Origin of the sequence: Nonomuraea sp. NPDC049655 (assembly GCF_044465465.1) — a bacterium.
Classification (GTDB): Bacteria; Actinomycetota; Actinomycetes; order Streptosporangiales; family Streptosporangiaceae; genus Nonomuraea.
Window position 1 is genome coordinate 147,481 of the sequence record NZ_JBITLS010000007.1, and the last position, 15,031, is coordinate 162,511.

The 15,031-nt window shown below is 71.6% G+C and carries 18 protein-coding genes; 10 read left to right on the forward strand and 8 right to left on the reverse strand.

The features are described 5' to 3' along the window. Positions 1-56: 56 nt before the first annotated feature. Positions 57-1,229, reverse strand: coding sequence for a HAMP domain-containing sensor histidine kinase (locus tag ACIBQ6_RS23465; RefSeq protein WP_358292160.1), 1,173 nt, complete (start codon positions 1,227-1,229; stop codon positions 57-59). After that, complete coding sequence (locus tag ACIBQ6_RS23470; protein ID WP_352323395.1) at positions 1,226-1,888, reverse strand: response regulator transcription factor; 663 nt, start codon at positions 1,886-1,888, stop codon at positions 1,226-1,228. The genes ACIBQ6_RS23465 and ACIBQ6_RS23470 overlap by 4 nt, the downstream gene beginning before the upstream one ends. Positions 1,889-2,038: 150 nt before the next feature. Between ACIBQ6_RS23470 and ACIBQ6_RS23475 the strand changes: the two genes are divergently transcribed. Beyond that, complete coding sequence (locus ACIBQ6_RS23475) at positions 2,039-2,950, forward strand: dienelactone hydrolase family protein (protein ID WP_397214452.1); 912 nt, start codon at positions 2,039-2,041, stop codon at positions 2,948-2,950. 106 nt (positions 2,951-3,056) lie between these two features. On the opposite strand, the gene ACIBQ6_RS23480 is transcribed toward ACIBQ6_RS23475, so the two are convergent. Continuing rightward, a complete protein-coding gene (locus ACIBQ6_RS23480; protein ID WP_358292154.1) occupies positions 3,057-4,442 on the reverse strand; it encodes a glycine--tRNA ligase in 1,386 nt (461 codons plus the stop codon). A 94-nt stretch (positions 4,443-4,536) separates the two neighbouring features. Continuing rightward, positions 4,537-4,824, reverse strand: a complete 288-nt coding sequence (locus ACIBQ6_RS23485; RefSeq protein WP_358292153.1) for an antibiotic biosynthesis monooxygenase — start codon at positions 4,822-4,824, stop codon at positions 4,537-4,539. Between the two features lie 57 nt (positions 4,825-4,881). Between ACIBQ6_RS23485 and ACIBQ6_RS23490 the strand changes: the two genes are divergently transcribed. From ACIBQ6_RS23490 to ACIBQ6_RS23510, 5 genes are all read left to right on the forward strand, one after another. Next, the gene (locus tag ACIBQ6_RS23490; RefSeq protein ID WP_397214454.1) at positions 4,882-5,226 is read left to right on the forward strand and encodes a DUF6703 family protein; all 345 of its coding nucleotides are present in this window, start codon (positions 4,882-4,884) and stop codon (positions 5,224-5,226) included. A gap of 75 nt (positions 5,227-5,301) precedes the next feature. Continuing rightward, complete coding sequence (locus ACIBQ6_RS23495; protein WP_397214456.1) at positions 5,302-6,207, forward strand: metal ABC transporter substrate-binding protein; 906 nt, start codon at positions 5,302-5,304, stop codon at positions 6,205-6,207. Continuing rightward, entirely contained in the window at positions 6,204-6,983 is a 780-nt protein-coding gene (locus tag ACIBQ6_RS23500) for a metal ABC transporter ATP-binding protein (protein WP_397214458.1), read from the forward strand. The genes ACIBQ6_RS23495 and ACIBQ6_RS23500 overlap by 4 nt, the downstream gene beginning before the upstream one ends. Next, positions 6,980-7,852, forward strand: coding sequence for a metal ABC transporter permease (locus ACIBQ6_RS23505; protein WP_352323402.1), 873 nt, complete (start codon positions 6,980-6,982; stop codon positions 7,850-7,852). Before ACIBQ6_RS23500 ends, ACIBQ6_RS23505 begins: the two co-directional genes overlap by 4 nt. After that, the gene (locus ACIBQ6_RS23510; RefSeq protein ID WP_352323403.1) at positions 7,849-8,238 is read left to right on the forward strand and encodes a transcriptional repressor; all 390 of its coding nucleotides are present in this window, start codon (positions 7,849-7,851) and stop codon (positions 8,236-8,238) included. Before ACIBQ6_RS23505 ends, ACIBQ6_RS23510 begins: the two co-directional genes overlap by 4 nt. Here ACIBQ6_RS23510 and ACIBQ6_RS23515 read toward each other — a convergent pair. Next, positions 8,178-9,095: a DMT family transporter gene (locus ACIBQ6_RS23515; protein ID WP_397214460.1), complete on the reverse strand. Its 918-nt coding sequence runs from the start codon at positions 9,093-9,095 to the stop codon at positions 8,178-8,180. The genes ACIBQ6_RS23510 and ACIBQ6_RS23515 overlap by 61 nt on opposite strands. A gap of 91 nt (positions 9,096-9,186) precedes the next feature. Between ACIBQ6_RS23515 and ACIBQ6_RS23520 the strand changes: the two genes are divergently transcribed. Further along, positions 9,187-9,714 (forward strand): CGNR zinc finger domain-containing protein, encoded by a 528-nt coding sequence (locus tag ACIBQ6_RS23520; protein ID WP_352323427.1) that lies wholly within the window; start codon positions 9,187-9,189, stop codon positions 9,712-9,714. A 194-nt stretch (positions 9,715-9,908) separates the two neighbouring features. On the opposite strand, the gene ACIBQ6_RS23525 is transcribed toward ACIBQ6_RS23520, so the two are convergent. Genes ACIBQ6_RS23525 through recO form a run of 3 tightly spaced genes read right to left on the reverse strand, consistent with a single transcriptional unit; the run spans position 9,909 to position 11,647 of the window. Further along, positions 9,909-10,079 carry a hypothetical protein gene (locus ACIBQ6_RS23525; RefSeq protein WP_397214463.1) on the reverse strand — a complete coding sequence of 57 codons (171 nt, stop codon included), beginning with the start codon at positions 10,077-10,079 and terminating at the stop codon, positions 9,909-9,911. Positions 10,080-10,133: 54 nt separating this feature from the next. Then, a complete protein-coding gene (locus tag ACIBQ6_RS23530; RefSeq protein WP_358292126.1) occupies positions 10,134-10,916 on the reverse strand; it encodes an isoprenyl transferase in 783 nt (260 codons plus the stop codon). Further along, positions 10,913-11,647 (reverse strand): DNA repair protein RecO, encoded by a 735-nt coding sequence (gene recO / locus ACIBQ6_RS23535; RefSeq protein WP_352352515.1) that lies wholly within the window; start codon positions 11,645-11,647, stop codon positions 10,913-10,915. The genes ACIBQ6_RS23530 and recO overlap by 4 nt, the downstream gene beginning before the upstream one ends. A gap of 140 nt (positions 11,648-11,787) precedes the next feature. On the opposite strand from recO, the gene ACIBQ6_RS23540 reads away from it, so the two are divergent. The 3 genes from ACIBQ6_RS23540 (at position 11,788) to ACIBQ6_RS23550 (ending at position 14,978) form a co-directional block, all read left to right on the forward strand. Continuing rightward, entirely contained in the window at positions 11,788-13,296 is a 1,509-nt protein-coding gene (locus ACIBQ6_RS23540) for a CDP-alcohol phosphatidyltransferase family protein (protein ID WP_397214465.1), read from the forward strand. Further along, positions 13,293-14,012, forward strand: coding sequence for a DUF5941 domain-containing protein (locus ACIBQ6_RS23545; RefSeq protein WP_352323408.1), 720 nt, complete (start codon positions 13,293-13,295; stop codon positions 14,010-14,012). Before ACIBQ6_RS23540 ends, ACIBQ6_RS23545 begins: the two co-directional genes overlap by 4 nt. Before the next feature lie 255 nt (positions 14,013-14,267). Next, positions 14,268-14,978 carry a hypothetical protein gene (locus tag ACIBQ6_RS23550; protein ID WP_358292120.1) on the forward strand — a complete coding sequence of 237 codons (711 nt, stop codon included), beginning with the start codon at positions 14,268-14,270 and terminating at the stop codon, positions 14,976-14,978. Positions 14,979-15,031 lie beyond the last annotated feature (53 nt).

Here is a 15,031-nt window from a genome sequence, read left to right on the forward strand (position 1 = left end):
CGGTCAGGGAGGGCGGGCGGTCGCTCAACCGGGGGCGGTCAGGCGGGGGCGGGCGGTCAGGCGGGGATGGGGTTGGTCTCGGGCGCCGGGCCCGGCGCGCCGTCGCGCGGCGGCAGCCACAACACGAACGTGGCCCCCTGCCCCAGCCTGGAGAACACCGCCACCCGTCCCCCGTGCGACTCCACGATCTGCCGGACGATGGCCAGGCCGAGCCCCGTGTGCCGGTCGCGCCGGCTGGCCTCGCCGCGCCAGAACCGGTCGAAGACCCGCTCCTGCTCGGCCACGCCGAGGCCGGGGCCGTCGTCCCTGACCGCGACCCACAACCAGCCGCCCGACCGGCCGGCCTCCACCCGGACGCCGCCGCCCGGCGGGGTCAGGCGCACCGCGTTGGACAGCAGGTTGGCCACGGCCCGGCGCAGCGCGTCCTGGTCGCCGGTCATCTCCAGGTTCCGGTCCAGCCCGCGGGTGATCGTCAGGCCGCGGGCGGCGGCCGGCGCCGCGTACTCCTCGCACGCCTCCCGCGCCACCCTGCTCAGGTCGAGGTCGGTGTCGGCGAACGCGGTCGCCTGCCGCCGGGCGCTGGCCAGCAGGTCCTCCACGAGCCTGGTCATGCGGGTGGTCGCCCGGTCCACGATCTGCACGGCCCTGGCCCGCTCCGCCTCGCTGGCGTCGGGCGAGGCGAGCACGGCGTCCACGTTGGCCCGGATGATCGTCAGGGGGCTGCGCAGCTCGTGCGAGGCGTCGTCGATCAGCCGGCGCTGGGCGCTGAACGCCTCCTCCAGCCGGTCGAGCATGGTGTCGATGGTGTCGGCCAGATCCTTGAGCTCGTCGCGCGAGCCGCCCAGCCTGATCCGCCGCGTCAGGTCGGTCGCCTGGATCTCCTCCGTCGTCCGGGTGATCGACCGGACCGGACGCAGCACCCGTCCCGACAACACCCAGCCGATGCCCAGGGACGCCAGGTAGAGCCCGGCCAGGGTGGCCAGCGAGTAGTCGCGCAGCGTGGCCAGCGTCCTGATGTTGACCTCGTTCTCGACCTCCTCGATGAAGACGACCTCCTGCTTGCCCACGTACTGGTTGCCGCGGTACGCCTTGGCGTACTCGGTCGAGTACGGGCGTTCCTCGGTGGTCTTGGAGACCGCGACGTAGATGCCGCCCAGCACCAGCGCGGCCAGCACGAACAACAGCCCCGAGTAGAGCACGGTGAGCCGGAAGCGGATGGTGTGGATCACGCCGGCTCCCTGAGCCGGTAGCCGCGGCTGATCACCGTCTCGATGAGGCCGTCCTCCTGGAGCTTGCGGCGCAGGTTGCCGACGGTGACCCGGACGGTGTTGGTGAAGGGGTCGGCGTGCTCGTCCCAGACGTGTTCGAGCAGCTCCTCGGTGGAGACCACGTGGCCGGGACGGGTCATCAGGTAGTGCAGCACGCCGTACTCCTTGGGGGTCAGGGCCAGGGAGCGGCCGTCGAGGGACACCTCCATGCGGGCGGTGTCGATGCGCAGCCCGCCCACCTGGAGGACGGCGGTGCCGCCGGTGTCCCTGCGCAGCAGCGCCCGCACCCTGGCCAGCAGCTCGGGGAAGGCGAACGGCTTGACCAGGTAGTCGTCGGCGCCCTCGTCGAGGCCGCGCACCCGGTCGTCGAGGCGGTCGCGGGCGGTGACCATGATGATCCGCACCCCGCGGCCGGCGGCCCGTACCGAACGGCAGAGCTCGAAGCCGTCGCCGCCGGGCAGGTTCAGGTCGAGCAGCACCAGGTCGTAGGTGTTGACCTCCAGCTTCTCGTGCGCCGACGGCGCGTCGTAGGCCACGTCCACCGCGTAGCCCGCCCGGACCAGACCCACCCGTAACGCGTCGACCAGGTCTTCCTCGTCCTCGACCACCAGCAGTCGCATGATCTTGACCATAGTTCCGGATGAGGGGTCACGCCATGGGCCCGGAGCGGCGTTCCCGGCTCCAGCACCACCTCACCAAACGCCAGCGAAAAACCACATAACTATCGCCTTTACACGATTTTTCGGTGTTCACCGTTAGATCTTTCGACCATGACGCCCTTCCAGCGATATTTGGCAGAAGAAGTGGCACTCGACCACGTAGAGGGCCTGATCTCGCGGCGCGAGGCCCTGCGCCGCCTGGGCCTCCTCGGGCTCACCCTCCCCGCCGCCACTGCTCTCCTCGCCGCCTGCGGCGCCACTCCCGACACCGACCCGGCGAGCACGCCTACGCCGCTCGCGGCCTCGCCGTCCGGCACGGCCTCCCCCGCGGGCCCGGCCCCGCTGCCCACGCAGGAGATCACGTTCCCCGGCCCGGACGGGACCCCCCTGCGGGCCGCCTGGTCCCCCGCCGCCGTCCCCAAGGGCGCGGTGCTGGTCATGCACGAGAACCGCGGGCTGACCGACCACATCCGCTCGGTCGCCGGCCGCCTGGCCGCCAGCGGCTACTCGGCCCTGGCACCCGACCTGCTCTCCCGGGACGGCGGCACGGCCGCGTTCGCCGACACCGCGCAGGTCACCGCCAAACTGGGCGAGATCCCCCAGGAACGGTTCGTGGCCGACATGAAGGCGGCCGTCGACGAGCTGGAGAAGCGGGCCGAGGGCGCCGGGCTGGGCATGATCGGGTTCTGCTTCGGCGGCGGGATGACGTGGCTGCTGCTGTCGTCCGGGGAGACCCGGCTGGCCGCCGCGGCGCCCTTCTACGGCCCGCTGCCCGACGACGCGGACCTGACCGAGGCCAAGGCGTCCGTGCTGGCGATCTACGCCGAGCAGGACGACCGCGTCAACGCCACCAGGGACGCGGCCGAGGCGGCGCTGACGAAGGCCGGGCTCACCCACGAGCTGGTGACCGTCCCCGGCGTCGGCCACGCCTTCTTCAACGACACGGGCGCCCGCTACGACGAACGGGCCGCCTCACAGGCCTACGACTACGTGCTGACCTGGTTCGGCCGCCATCTGTCCTGACCGGCCCGGCCTGTTCTGCTCGACCCGTCCTGCGCGGCCTGGCCGGAGAACGCGAGCGCCGCCCGCGGCGGAGAGCCGGGGCGGCGCCGACGAGGTGCGGCCGGGGTCAGTCGTTGAGACGCTGGCGCAGGTAGGAGTCGACCTGGTCGATGGCGATGCGCTCCTGGGCCATGCTGTCGCGCTCGCGGATCGTCACCGCGTGGTCTTCGAGGGTGTCGAAGTCGACGGTGATGCAGAACGGGGTGCCGATCTCGTCCTGGCGGCGGTAGCGGCGGCCGATCGCGCCCGCGTCGTCGAACTCGACGTTCCACCGCCTGCGCAGCTGCGCGGCCAGGTCGCGGGCCTTCGGCGACAGGTCGGCGTTGCGCGACAGCGGCAGCACCGCGGCCTTGACCGGCGCGAGCCGGTGGTCGAGCTTCAGCACCGTGCGCTTCTCCAGGACGCCCTTGGCGTTGGGCGCCTCGTCCTCGGTGTAGGCGTCGAGCAGGAAGGTGAGCGTGGCCCGGTCGACGCCGGCGGCCGGCTCGATGACGTAGGGGACGTAACGCTCACCGGTGTCCTGCTCGAAGAAGCTCAGGTCGACGCCCGAGGCCTTGGAGTGGGCGGTGAGGTCGAAGTCGGTGCGGTTGGCGATGCCTTCGAGCTCGCCCCACTCCGAGCCCTGGAAGTTGAAGCGGTACTCGACGTCGACGGTGCGCTTGGCGTAGTGGGACAGCTTCTCCTGCGGGTGCTCGTAGAGGCGCAGGTTGTCCTTGTTGATGCCCAGGTCGGAGTACCACCGGAACCGCTCGTCGATCCAGTACTGGTGCCACTCCTCGTCGGTGCCGGGCTTGACGAAGAACTCCATCTCCATCTGCTCGAACTCGCGGGTGCGGAAGATGAAGTTGCCCGGGGTGATCTCGTTGCGGAAGGACTTGCCGACCTGGCCGATGCCGAACGGGACCTTCTTGCGCGCCGACTGCTGCACGTTGAGGTAGTTGATGAAGATGCCCTGGGCGGTCTCCGGGCGCAGGTAGGCCAGGCCCGACTCGTCCTCCACCGGGCCGAGGAAGGTCTTGAGCAGGCCGCTGAACTGCCGGGGTTCGGTGAAGGTGCCCTTGTTGCCGCAGTTGGGGCAGGTGATGTCGGCCAGGCCGTTCTCGGGCTCCTTGCCGTTCTTCTCCTCGTACGCCTCGACGAGGTGGTCGGCGCGGAAGCGTTTGTGGCACGACTGGCACTCGGTCAGCGGGTCGGTGAAGGTCTCGACGTGGCCGCTGGCCCGCCAGACCTCGGGGGCCAGGATGACGCAGGAGTCGAGGCCCACCACGTCGTCGCGCGACTGGACCATCGACAGCCACCACTGCCGCTTGACGTTGTTCTTCAGCTCGACACCCAGAGGACCGTAGTCCCACGACGCGCGAAGTCCGCCGTAGATCTCGCTCGACGGGTAAACGAGCCCGCGGCGCTTGGCGAGGCTGACGATGGTGTCCATGACGTCGGTGCGTCGTGCCATGTTGGTTGCGTCTCTTTCCGGCTGGAGGTCGGCGAGTGAATTCGGTGAGATCCCAGCTTAGGGGACGCTCACCCGGTCCCGCGCGCGAGTATCGCTACGCACCTTCTTGCGTGTACACGTCCTCGTACGCGCTGGGTTCGTTGACCATGAGGATCATCAACGGGTACATGACCATCCTGGAGGCCGACAGCGCCCTGCGGTAGAACCCGGCGCCCTCCCACTCGCTGACCAGCGCCCACAGGTTGGGCTCGTCGACCGAACGGGCCAGCCGCCCGCGGTGGAAACCCGGCTGGGCGGCGAAGGTGTCGAGGATGGCGTGGCCCTGCTTGATGAAGTCCTGGGACTGGGACTCTGGCACGGTGTATCGGATCACGGCGAGCACCAGCCCAGCCTAGAGGTGCGCACCCTGGTGTCAGGCGAACTCCCATAGGCTCTCGACGTGGTCTCCAAAAACAAGCGCCCGCTGCCCCAGGGCGAGCAGTTCTTCACGCCGGGCGCGGGCGGCGCGCGCAAGGCCGTCGAGCGGCGCAGCGCGGCCCCGATGACCTTTCTGTTCACGCAGGTGCCCAGGTGGGTGGCCCCCGCCGTGCTGGTGATCCTGCTGCTGGCCGCCTTCGCGCTGGCCAACTGGCTGGGCGGCGTGGCGGCGCTGGTGGTGCTGGCGTTCGTCGGGTGGCTGGCGTACCTGTCGTGGCCGTCGCTGGGCATCGGCGGGCGGCTGCTGCGGGTCGTGATGCTGGTCTTCCTGGCGCTCCTGGCGGCTGACCGGTTTGGGGCGTTCTAGTCCGGCCCGCCGGAGATTTTGACAATCATTTTCATTTTCTCCATACTTGAGGGCGTGATGTCCCGTACGCCCCCAATGCGCGCCGTAACCTTCCTCGCCGGAGCAGCCCTGCTGGCCACGTCCGCCTGTGGCGCCGGGGCCGCGGAGAGCACCGAGACCGCCGCGGGCGGCAGGCCCGAGGTGATCGCCGCCTTCTACCCGCTCCAGTGGCTCACGGAGCAGGTGGCCGGGCCCGACGCCGACGTGACCGTCCTGACCGCGCCCGGCGTCGAGCCGCACGACCTGGAGCTGGGCATCCAGCAGATGACCAAGCTCCAGGACGCCGCCCTCACGGTCTACGTCAAGGGCGTGCAGCCGGCCGTCGACGACGCCGTCTCCGCCGACACCGCCTTCGACGCCGCCGCCGTCGTCACGACGATCCCGGCGGGCGGGCACGCCGATGAGGAGGGCCACGCGGAGGAGCACGGCGTCTCCTACGACCCGCACATCTGGCTCGACCCGTCCCGGCTGGCCACGGTCGCCGGAAAGCTGGGCGAGCGGCTGGCCGCCGCCGACCCCGCCCACGCGCAGGCGTACAAGGACCGCGCCGCCACGGCGGCGGGCGTGCTGGGCGGCCTCGACCAGGAGTTCGCCAAGGGCCTGGCCGGCTGCGCCGGCAAGACGCTGGTCACCGCGCACGAGGCGTTCGGCTACCTGGCCGACCGCTACAAGCTCAAGCAGGTGGGCATCACGCTCGACCCCGAGACCGAGCCGTCGCCCAAGCGCCTGTCGGAGGTGGCCGCGCTGGCCAGGGCCGAGGGCGCCACCACGATCTTCACCGAGTCCCTGGTGAGCCCGAAGGTGGCCGAGGTGCTGGCCGGCGAGGTCGGCGCGAAGACGGCCGTGCTCGACCCGCTGGAGAGCAAGCCCGCCGGCGACTACCTGACGGCCATGCGCGACAACCTCAAGACCCTCCGCACGGCGCTGGGGTGTGCGGCATGAGCGAGACGGCCTTCGCGATGACCGGCGGCCGGGTCAGCTTCGACGGGCGGCAGATCCTGCGCGGCGTCGACCTGACCGTCTGCCCCGGCGAGGTGGTGGCCCTCCTGGGGACCAACGGCTCGGGCAAGTCCACCCTGGTCCGCGCGCTGCTCGGCCTCACCCCGCTGTCCGGCGGCCAGACCCTCCTGTACGGCTCCCCGCCCGCCCGGTTCCGCGACTGGTGGCGCATCGGCTACGTGCCCCAGCGCCTCCAGGTCGGCGGCGGCGTGCCCGCCACCGTCCGCGAGGTCGTGGCCTCGGGCCGCGTCGCCAGGCAGAGCCGGCTGCGCAGGACCAGCGCGGCCGACCGGGCGGCGGTCGCGCACGCCCTCGACGCGGTCGACCTGACCGGCCGGGCCGGCGACCCCGTGCAGTCGCTCTCGGGCGGCCAGCAGCAGCGCGTGCTCATCGCCCGCGCCCTGGCCGGGGAGCCCGACACGTACGTGATGGACGAGCCCACGGCGGGCGTCGACGCCGAGACCCAGCAGCTCCTGGCCGACACGCTGGGCGGCCTGGTCCGCGACGGCAAGACGATCGTCCTGGTCGCCCACGAGCTGGGCCCGCTGGAGCCGCTGATCACCCGCGGCGTCGTGGTCCGCGAGGGCCGCGTCGCGCACGACGGCGAGCCGCCGCGGCCCGAGGGCGAGTGCGCCAGGCCGGGACACGAGCACCAGCATCCGCACGCCGACGAGCCGGCCGCCGGCCCGCTGACCGGCTGGCAGGGAGAAGCGCGATGATCGACCTTCTGCAGGAGAACCTCTTCCAGCTCGCGCTGATCGCCGCGCTGCTGGTGGGGCTGTGCGCGCCCGCGGTGGGCACGTTCATCGTGCAGCGCAGGCTGTCGCTGCTCGGCGACGGCATCGGGCACGTCGCGCTGACCGGCGTGGCGCTGGGCTTCCTGACCGGCACGGCGCCGGTGCTGACGGCCGTGGTCGTCTCGGTGCTGGGCGCGGTGGCGATCGAGCTGGTCAGGGCCCGGGGCCGGACCAGCGGCGACGTCGCGCTCGCCCTGCTGTTCTACGGCGGCATCGCGGGCGGCGTCATGCTCATGGGCATCGCCCCCGGCGGCAGCAACGCCAAGCTGAACTCCTACCTGTTCGGCGCCATCGCCAGCGTCACGCGGGAGGACATCTGGATCATCGGCGCGCTGGCCGTGGCGGTCATCGGCGTGGTCGTCGTCTTCGGCAGGGAGCTGTTCGTGCTCTGCCAGGACGAGGAGATGGCCAAGGCCAGCGGCCTGCCGGTGCGCTTCCTCAGCCTGCTGATCGCGGTCACCGCCGCGCTCACCGTGGTCATCGCCATGCGCGTGGTCGGCCTGCTGCTGGTCAGCGCCCTGATGGTGATCCCGGTGGCCACGAGCCAGCAGCTCACCAGGGGCTTCCGGGCCACGATGGGCCTGGCGATGCTGTTCGGCGTGCTCGCCTCGGTGGGCGGTCTGCTGGCCTCGACGATGTCGTCACGGGTGCCTCCGGGCGCGGCGATCGTGCTTCTCGCCCTCGCCGGCTTCGTCCTGGCCCTGGCTGTCGGTAAATTCGTACGGCGAGGCCGTATCCAGGAGTCCCCAGTGAGCCGGCGACCACATGTCCGTGTCGAGGAGGTCGCATGACGACGAGGCGCGATGCCGTGCACGACACCCTTCGCCGCAGCGAGGGGTTCCGCAGCGCCCAGGACGTCTATGCAGAGATGCGCCTGCACGGCGCCAAGATCGGGTTGACCACCGTCTACCGGGCGCTGCAGGCGCTGGCCGACTGCGGCCAGGTCGACGTGCTGCGCACCGACGAGGGCGAGTCGGTCTACCGGGCGTGCGCCAGCGACGACCATCACCACCACCTGGTCTGCCGCCGTTGCGGCCACACGGTCGAGGTGGCCGGGCCGGCCGTCGAGCGCTGGGCGGAGGCGGTCGGCAGCGACCACGGCTTCACCGAGATCACTCACACGGTCGAGGTCTTCGGCACCTGCTCGTCCTGCTCGGCGCCGGCCCGCGTGGGCTGAGGGCCGCGGGAGCCGTACAGCACGCCGAGCACGACGGCGGCGCACCCGGCGAGCTGCAGCGCGGAGGGCCGCTCCCCCAGCGTGAGCGTGGAGATGGCGACCGTGGTCATCGGCTGCACGAGCAGCAGCAGCGCCGTGCGCGCCGCGGGCTGCCTGGGCAGCGAGTAGGTGATCAGCAGCCATCCGGCCACCTGCGGCCCCAGCGCGAGCAGCAGCAGCCACCCGTGCGCCGGCCATTCCGGCGCCAGGTCGGCGCCGCCGAACAGCGGGCTGAGCGCGGCGATCAGCACGGTGGCCACGACGGTCGCGTGCGCCAGGGGCCCCGCCGTCCGGCCCGGCCCGGCCTTCATGAGCAGCAGGTAGGCCGCGTACACGACGGAGGTCGCCAACCCGGTGACGGCGCCCATGGCGGGGTCGAGCCCGTACGCCGCGCCGTCGAACACCCCGGAGATCAGCACGACCCCGCCGAAGACGATCGGCGTGCTCGCCATGAGCCGGTTGGACGGGCGCTCGCGGAACAGGCCCCAGGCGGCGAAGGCCACGATGAACACCTGCAGGTTGCCCAGCACGGTCGCCAGGCCCGCGCCGACCAGCTTGATCGACTGGTGCCAGAACAGCAGGTCGAGCGAGAACAGCACGCCCGCCGCCCAGGCCGGCAGCGCGTTCCGCCAGGGCAGGGGCCCCAGCTTCCGCCGTTCGAGCCAGGCGAGCAGCACCATGGGCGGCGCCGCGTACGCGCAGCGGAACAACGCCGACGTCGCGGGCGACGCCCCGGACAGCCGCACCAGGGGCGCGGAGGTGGAGATGATCAGTGCTCCGGCGATCGCGATCAGGACGATACGCCGATATGCACTCACGGAAACCCCCGGAGTCCCATGGGAGAGATACGCTGCGACCACGCTAGAACCGGCCCCGACAGGAGTCAACATGCCGTTTGGCCATGACATGGTGCATTCTTTGGCGACCGTTGTCGACCTGGTCAACACCTCGCCGTCCACCGGCGGCGACGACGGTCTGGCCAGCCTGGCCGAGTTGCAAGCCTTCGTGGAGTCCCGGCAGATCAGCGGCATCGGCGCGCTGACCGCCCGCGACCTCGGCCAGGTGCGCATGGTGCGCGAGGCGTTCCACCGGGTGTTCACGGCCTCCGACGTGGCGAGCGCCGTGCGCACGCTCAACGCGTTGCTCGCCGAGACGCGCATCACGCCCAGGCTGACCGAGCACGACGGCCACCCGCTGCACGTGCACTACTTCGCCACCGACGCCTCCCTGGCCGAGCACGTGGCCGCCGACTGCGGCGTGGCGCTGGCGCACCTGCTGGTGGAGGGCGAGATGGAGCGCCTGCGCACCTGCTCGGCCCCCGACTGCGACCGCGTGTTCGTCGACGAGTCCCGCAACCGCTCGCGGGTCTACTGCGACAGCCGCACCTGCGGCAACCGCATGCACGTCGCCGCTTACCGGGCCCGCCGCCGCGCCTGACCGTCCCGCACGCGAACCGCCCGTCCCCGCGGCGATCGGGGGACGGGCGGCTGGTGCGGGTGATTCAGGGTGCTTCGCTGGACGTCTGCCACCACGGCGGCTTGGCGGTGGCGAAGACGTCGGAACAGTTGCACGAGCCGCAACCTGGGATCATCGGCCCTCCTTCATCGTGGGGGAACGGGTTGTACCCGCCTTCACCGGCTCTCAGCCTGACCCTCGTGCCAGAATTCCGGATACCGCCGCGACGCCACGTCTCCTCGGCCGGCGTCGCGCCGCCGCAGGGCGAGCAGCCCGCCGGCCGTGAGCGCGGCCGTCAGCGCGAGCAGCGTCAGCTCCGGCGCCGTGCCGAACGCCTGCCCCGCCATGATGTTCGGCAGGTAGTGGAACGGCTCGAACGAGGGGTGAACCCCGGGGTTTCTCTAGGCGCCGGTGACCTCGTTGGGGATCGCGCCGCCGTAGCGGCGGTCGCGCTTGGCGTAGATCTCGCACGCCGCCCACAGGTCGCGGCGGTCGAAGTCGGGCCAGAGCCGGTCGAGGAAGACCATCTCGGCGTAGGCCGACTGCCACAGCAGGAAGTTCGAGAAGCGCTGCTCGCCCGAGGAGCGCAGGAACAGGTCGACCGGCGGGATCTCGGGCTCGTCGAGGTAGCGGGCGAACACCTTCTCGCTCACCTTGGACGGCTTGACCCGCCCGGCCGCGATGTCGGCCGCCAGCTTGACCGCCGCGTCGACGATCTCGGCCTGGCCGCCGTAGTTGACGCAGAACTGCAACGTCAGCTTGCTGTTGCCGAGGGTCATCTCCTCGGCGCTCTGCAGCTCGGAGATCACGCTCTTCCACAGCCGCCCCGGCCGGCCCGCCCAGCGCACCCGCACGCCCATGGCGTTGAGCTCGTCGCGCCGCCGCCTGATGACGTCGCGGTTGAAGCCCATCAGGAAGCGCACCTCGTCGGGCGAGCGCTTCCAGTTCTCCGTGGAGAAGGCGTAGGCGCTCAGGTAGGGGACGCCCAGCTCAAGGGCCCCCTCGATGACGTCGAACAGCGAGGACTCGCCCGCCTTGTGCCCTTCGGTGCGCGGCAGGCCGCGTGCCTTGGCCCAGCGGCCGTTGCCGTCCATCACGATGGCGACGTGCCGGGGCACGAGGTCACGCGGGATCGGCGGCGGGGTGGCGCCTGACGGATGAGGGGTCGGAGGCCGGACGTTCACGCATGCTCCCTTTCGACGTGTCGCAGAGAGCGTATTCCGTGTTCCAGATGCCATTGCAGATATGCGGCCACCAGACCGCTGCACTCGCTGCGGTGGCGCGACTCCGAGGCGTCGGCGGTGGCCCAGTCGCCGCGCAGCAGCGCCGTCATGAGCCCGATCGTCTCCCCCGCCGGCACCGCCGAGCCCGCCGGACGGCACGCCCCGCACACCACGCCGCCCGCGACGATGGCGAAGGCCCTGACCGCCGGGGCCTGGCACTTGGCGCACGCCTCCAGCGCGGGCGCGTAACCGGCCACCGCCAGCGAGCGCAGGAAGTACGCGTCGAGGACCAGCCTGGCCTCGTGGGCGCGTTCGGACAGCGTGCGCAGGCCGCCGACCAGCAGCAGGAACTGCCGTAGCGCCGGCTCCTTCTCGCCGTGGGTCAGCCGGTCGGCCGTCTCCAGCATGGCGCTGCCGGCGGTGTAACGGGGGTAGTCGACGGCCAGCGCCTCGCCGTAGGGCCTGATGGTCTCCGCCTGGGTGATCACGTCGAGCGTGCGGCCGGTGTGGAGCTGGAGGTCGACGTGCGTGAACGGCTCCAGCCGCGCGCCGAAGCGTGACTTGGTGCGGCGCACGCCCCTGGCCACCGCCCGGATCTTGCCGGTGCGCTTGGCCAGAACGGTGACGATGCGATCGGCCTCACCGAGTTTCTGCGTCCGCAGGACGACGCCTTCGTCGCGGTAGAGACTCACTTGCCCATCTTACGGCCGCACGCGCGGCATGTTCCGGGCATGCTCTGGTGACGCGAGTTTGCCCTGCCGTCACTAGACTTTGACGTCTGTCCCCGCATCACCCGTTGTTCAACCCCCCGCTACTGCCTCGAAAGGGAGTCATGACCCGCGTGGTCCTGCTGGGCTCTTCGCCCGGCCCCGACACCTCTCCGACCGGCCTGAGGCTGGCCGCGCTGCCCGGCAATCCCACCGTGGCCGAGCGGCTGCGCAGCCAGCTCGTCTCCTATGACCCGCGGCCCGCCACGATCGAGACCGGCGACGTGGCCGCCGCCCTTCGCGCCCTGGCCGACGTCGCAGAATCGGCAACGGAGAGCCTCTTCATCATCCCCCAGAACTCGGTCGTCCACGACGAGCTGATCTACCAGATCACCAAGGCCAAGCGCGGCGCGCTGGCGCTCGTGGCCAAGGAACCGCGTCTGGAGGTGACCGAGGAGGCGCAGGAGGACACCGTACCGATCGACGAGGCCGACCCGGAGATCGGCTACGGCCGGCTCGAAGGGCTGCCGGTGCGCGCGCGCGTCGGCAAGTCGCGCGTCGTGTCGGTCGGCACCGCCAGCCACGCGGTGACCAGGCCCAACGCGGTGCTGCTCGGCCCGCTGCACATCAGCGCCCGCAACGCCCCCGTGCTCGCGCAGACCTGCCGCGAGCTGGCCCTCATGGCCGACCGCTTCGGCGCGGACGACGACCTCGTCCAGCTCGTGGTGTTCGGCCTGGTGCGCAACGGCGTGTCGGTCGGCGTGCGCGGCCGCCGCGACCTGTTCTACCGCCGGGTGAGCACGCCGGAGGAGGTCAACGAGGCCGGCGCCGAGATGGCCGGCATGAACGAGGACCGCGCCCGGCTCAACAACGCGGTCAAGGGCGCCGACGGCTTCTTCACCACCTACTTCGTCTCCACCTACTCGCGCTTCATCGCCCGCTGGGCGGCGCGGCGCGGGCTCACGCCCAACCAGGTGACGCTGATCTCGATCTTGCTCGGCGTGGCCGCCGCCGCCTGCTTCGCCACCGGCGACCGGCCGTGGATGGTCGCCGGCGGCCTGCTGATCTACTTCGCCTTCGTCTTCGACTGCGTCGACGGGCAGGTGGCCCGGTACGCCCGCAAGTTCGGCGTGCTGGGGGCCTGGCTCGACGCCACCTTCGACCGCTTCAAGGAATACGTGGTCTTCGCCGGCCTGGCCGTCGGCTGGGTCGTCTCGGGCAACGGCGACGACATCTGGATCCTGGCGCTGGCCGCCATCGGGCTCCAGTCCGTACGCCACCTGCTCGACTTCTCCTTCGGCATCTCCAACCGCCGCAAGCCGCCCGGGCAGCTCCCCACCCTCCCGCTCGACGCCCCCGACGACCGCGACCTGCGCAGGGCGCTGGAGCGGCGCAAGGTCGAGCGCAGCCAGGGCCTGCGCGGCGTGCTCAAGATGTGGACCAGGGCGGGCAAGTTCCGCGCGGTCCACTGGGCGCGGAAGATGATCGTGTTCCCCATCGGCGAGCGGTTCGCGGCCATCGCGATCACCGCCGCCCTCTTCGACGCCCGGATCACTTTCCTCACCCTCGTGATCTGGGGCTCCGTCGCCGCCGCCTACACCCTCACCGGACGCCTCATGAGGTCGCTCGTATGATCACTCAACCGCAGGCCATGGCCACCCCCACGCCGGACCCCGACGAGGAACGCCGCCGCATCCAGACCGCCCGCCTGCTCGCCTACCGCGACGACGGCCCGCTCGTGCACGCCCTCGCGGGCAAGCTGGGCAAGGGCCTTCCGCCCGTGCCCGCCACGCTCGTGGCGCTGCTCGCCGTCGTCGCCGTCACCGTCGTCGGGCTGCCCGACAAGGGGCCGCTGCTGCTCGTGCCGGTGGCCATCACGCTGCTGCTCGTGCTGCCGACCGCGCCGCGCGACCACCTCGGCCGCTTCGACTGGCTCACCCCGCCGCTGCTGCGCGGCACCGAGTTCCTCGCCATGATCGCGATCGGCCTGGCCGCCGGCGCGCCGAAGTGGCTGCTGTTCGTGCTGGTCTACGTCGTGGGCTACCACACCTACGACACCGTCTACCGCACTCGGCAGAGCATCTGGCCGCCCGCGTGGGTGTTCCACGCGGGGCTCGGCTGGGAGCTGCGCCTGCTGATCATCGGCGCCGGTGCGGCGCTGGGCTGGCTGACGCCGGTGCTCGCGGTGCTGACGGCGTACCTGTTCGTGCTGTTCGCGGTGGAGAGCGTGACGAGCTGGGTGCGCCTGGACAAGGCCTCTGCGCAGGCCGGCGCCGACGCCGAGCAGGACCTCGAGGCCTCGCCCGAGGACGCGCTCGAACAGGCCACCGGCGAGGCGGAGAAGGGCTGAGCGGCCACCTCCCCCTCCGGACACGACGGCGGTCACGGGCTCCCGATCAGGGCGCCGGTGGCCGCCGTTTCGCGTGCGGGCGCCGAATCGCCCCGCCGGAAAAGGACATGACGGACTAGTCTGAAATCCAGGGACATTCGAGCCGAGGTCCGGTCCGGCCGGAGCCAGGAGACGCGGATGGCGTTCTTGCCGCGGCCGTTCAGACGAGGGGATTCCCCGGACGGGCGCGCGGACCACCCCGGCCGGAGGGCGCCGATGACGGGCCTGTCCGGGCGGGTCGTGGTGGTGCTGGCGCTGGCCGCGGGCCCGGTGAGCGGGTGCGGCACGGATCCGGGCCCGGTGTGCGGCGCGGTCGTCGACTCGACGGGCTACGCCGACCCGGTGACCGCCGGGAACGACGTCGAATCCGAGCTGCCGGGGTTCGCCAAGGGCTGCGACTGGATCGGCTTCGCGGCGGTGACCGGCGACTCTGAGAGCAGCGCGTGCCGCGAGGACCCGGTGCCCATCGCCGCCACCCGCACCGAGAACCCCGGCGACGATCCCGTGGTCGAGGACCGGGTCAGGGCCCGCCGGATCACGCAGGTGCTCCCCCGGGCGGCCGAGCTGCTCGACTGCCCGAAGGAGGGCCGGGGCTCGGACGTCCTGGGCGCCCTGCGGTACGCGGTCAAGCAGCTCAGCGCGCTGCGGCAGCCGGACAGGGAGCACCGGCTCATCGTGTTCAGCGACCTGCTCAACGACCACGGCGACCTGGACGTCGGCGAGCTGGACCTGAGCGAGGCCGCCCGCGGCCGGAAGATCGAGGAACTGCGGGACGCGCGGCTGCTGCCGGACCTGTCCGGGTACGCGGTGGTGGTGCATGGATTCCTGCGGGCGAAGAAGTCCGACCCCGACCGGTTCCCGCTGCTGGAGAGCTTCTGGCGGGCGGCGTTCGAGGCCGCCGGGACGTCGTCCGTCGACCTGCTCTAGAGCGCTCTCCCATATTGACACGCGGTCAGCAGCGTGTTTACGTCGCGTCAAGA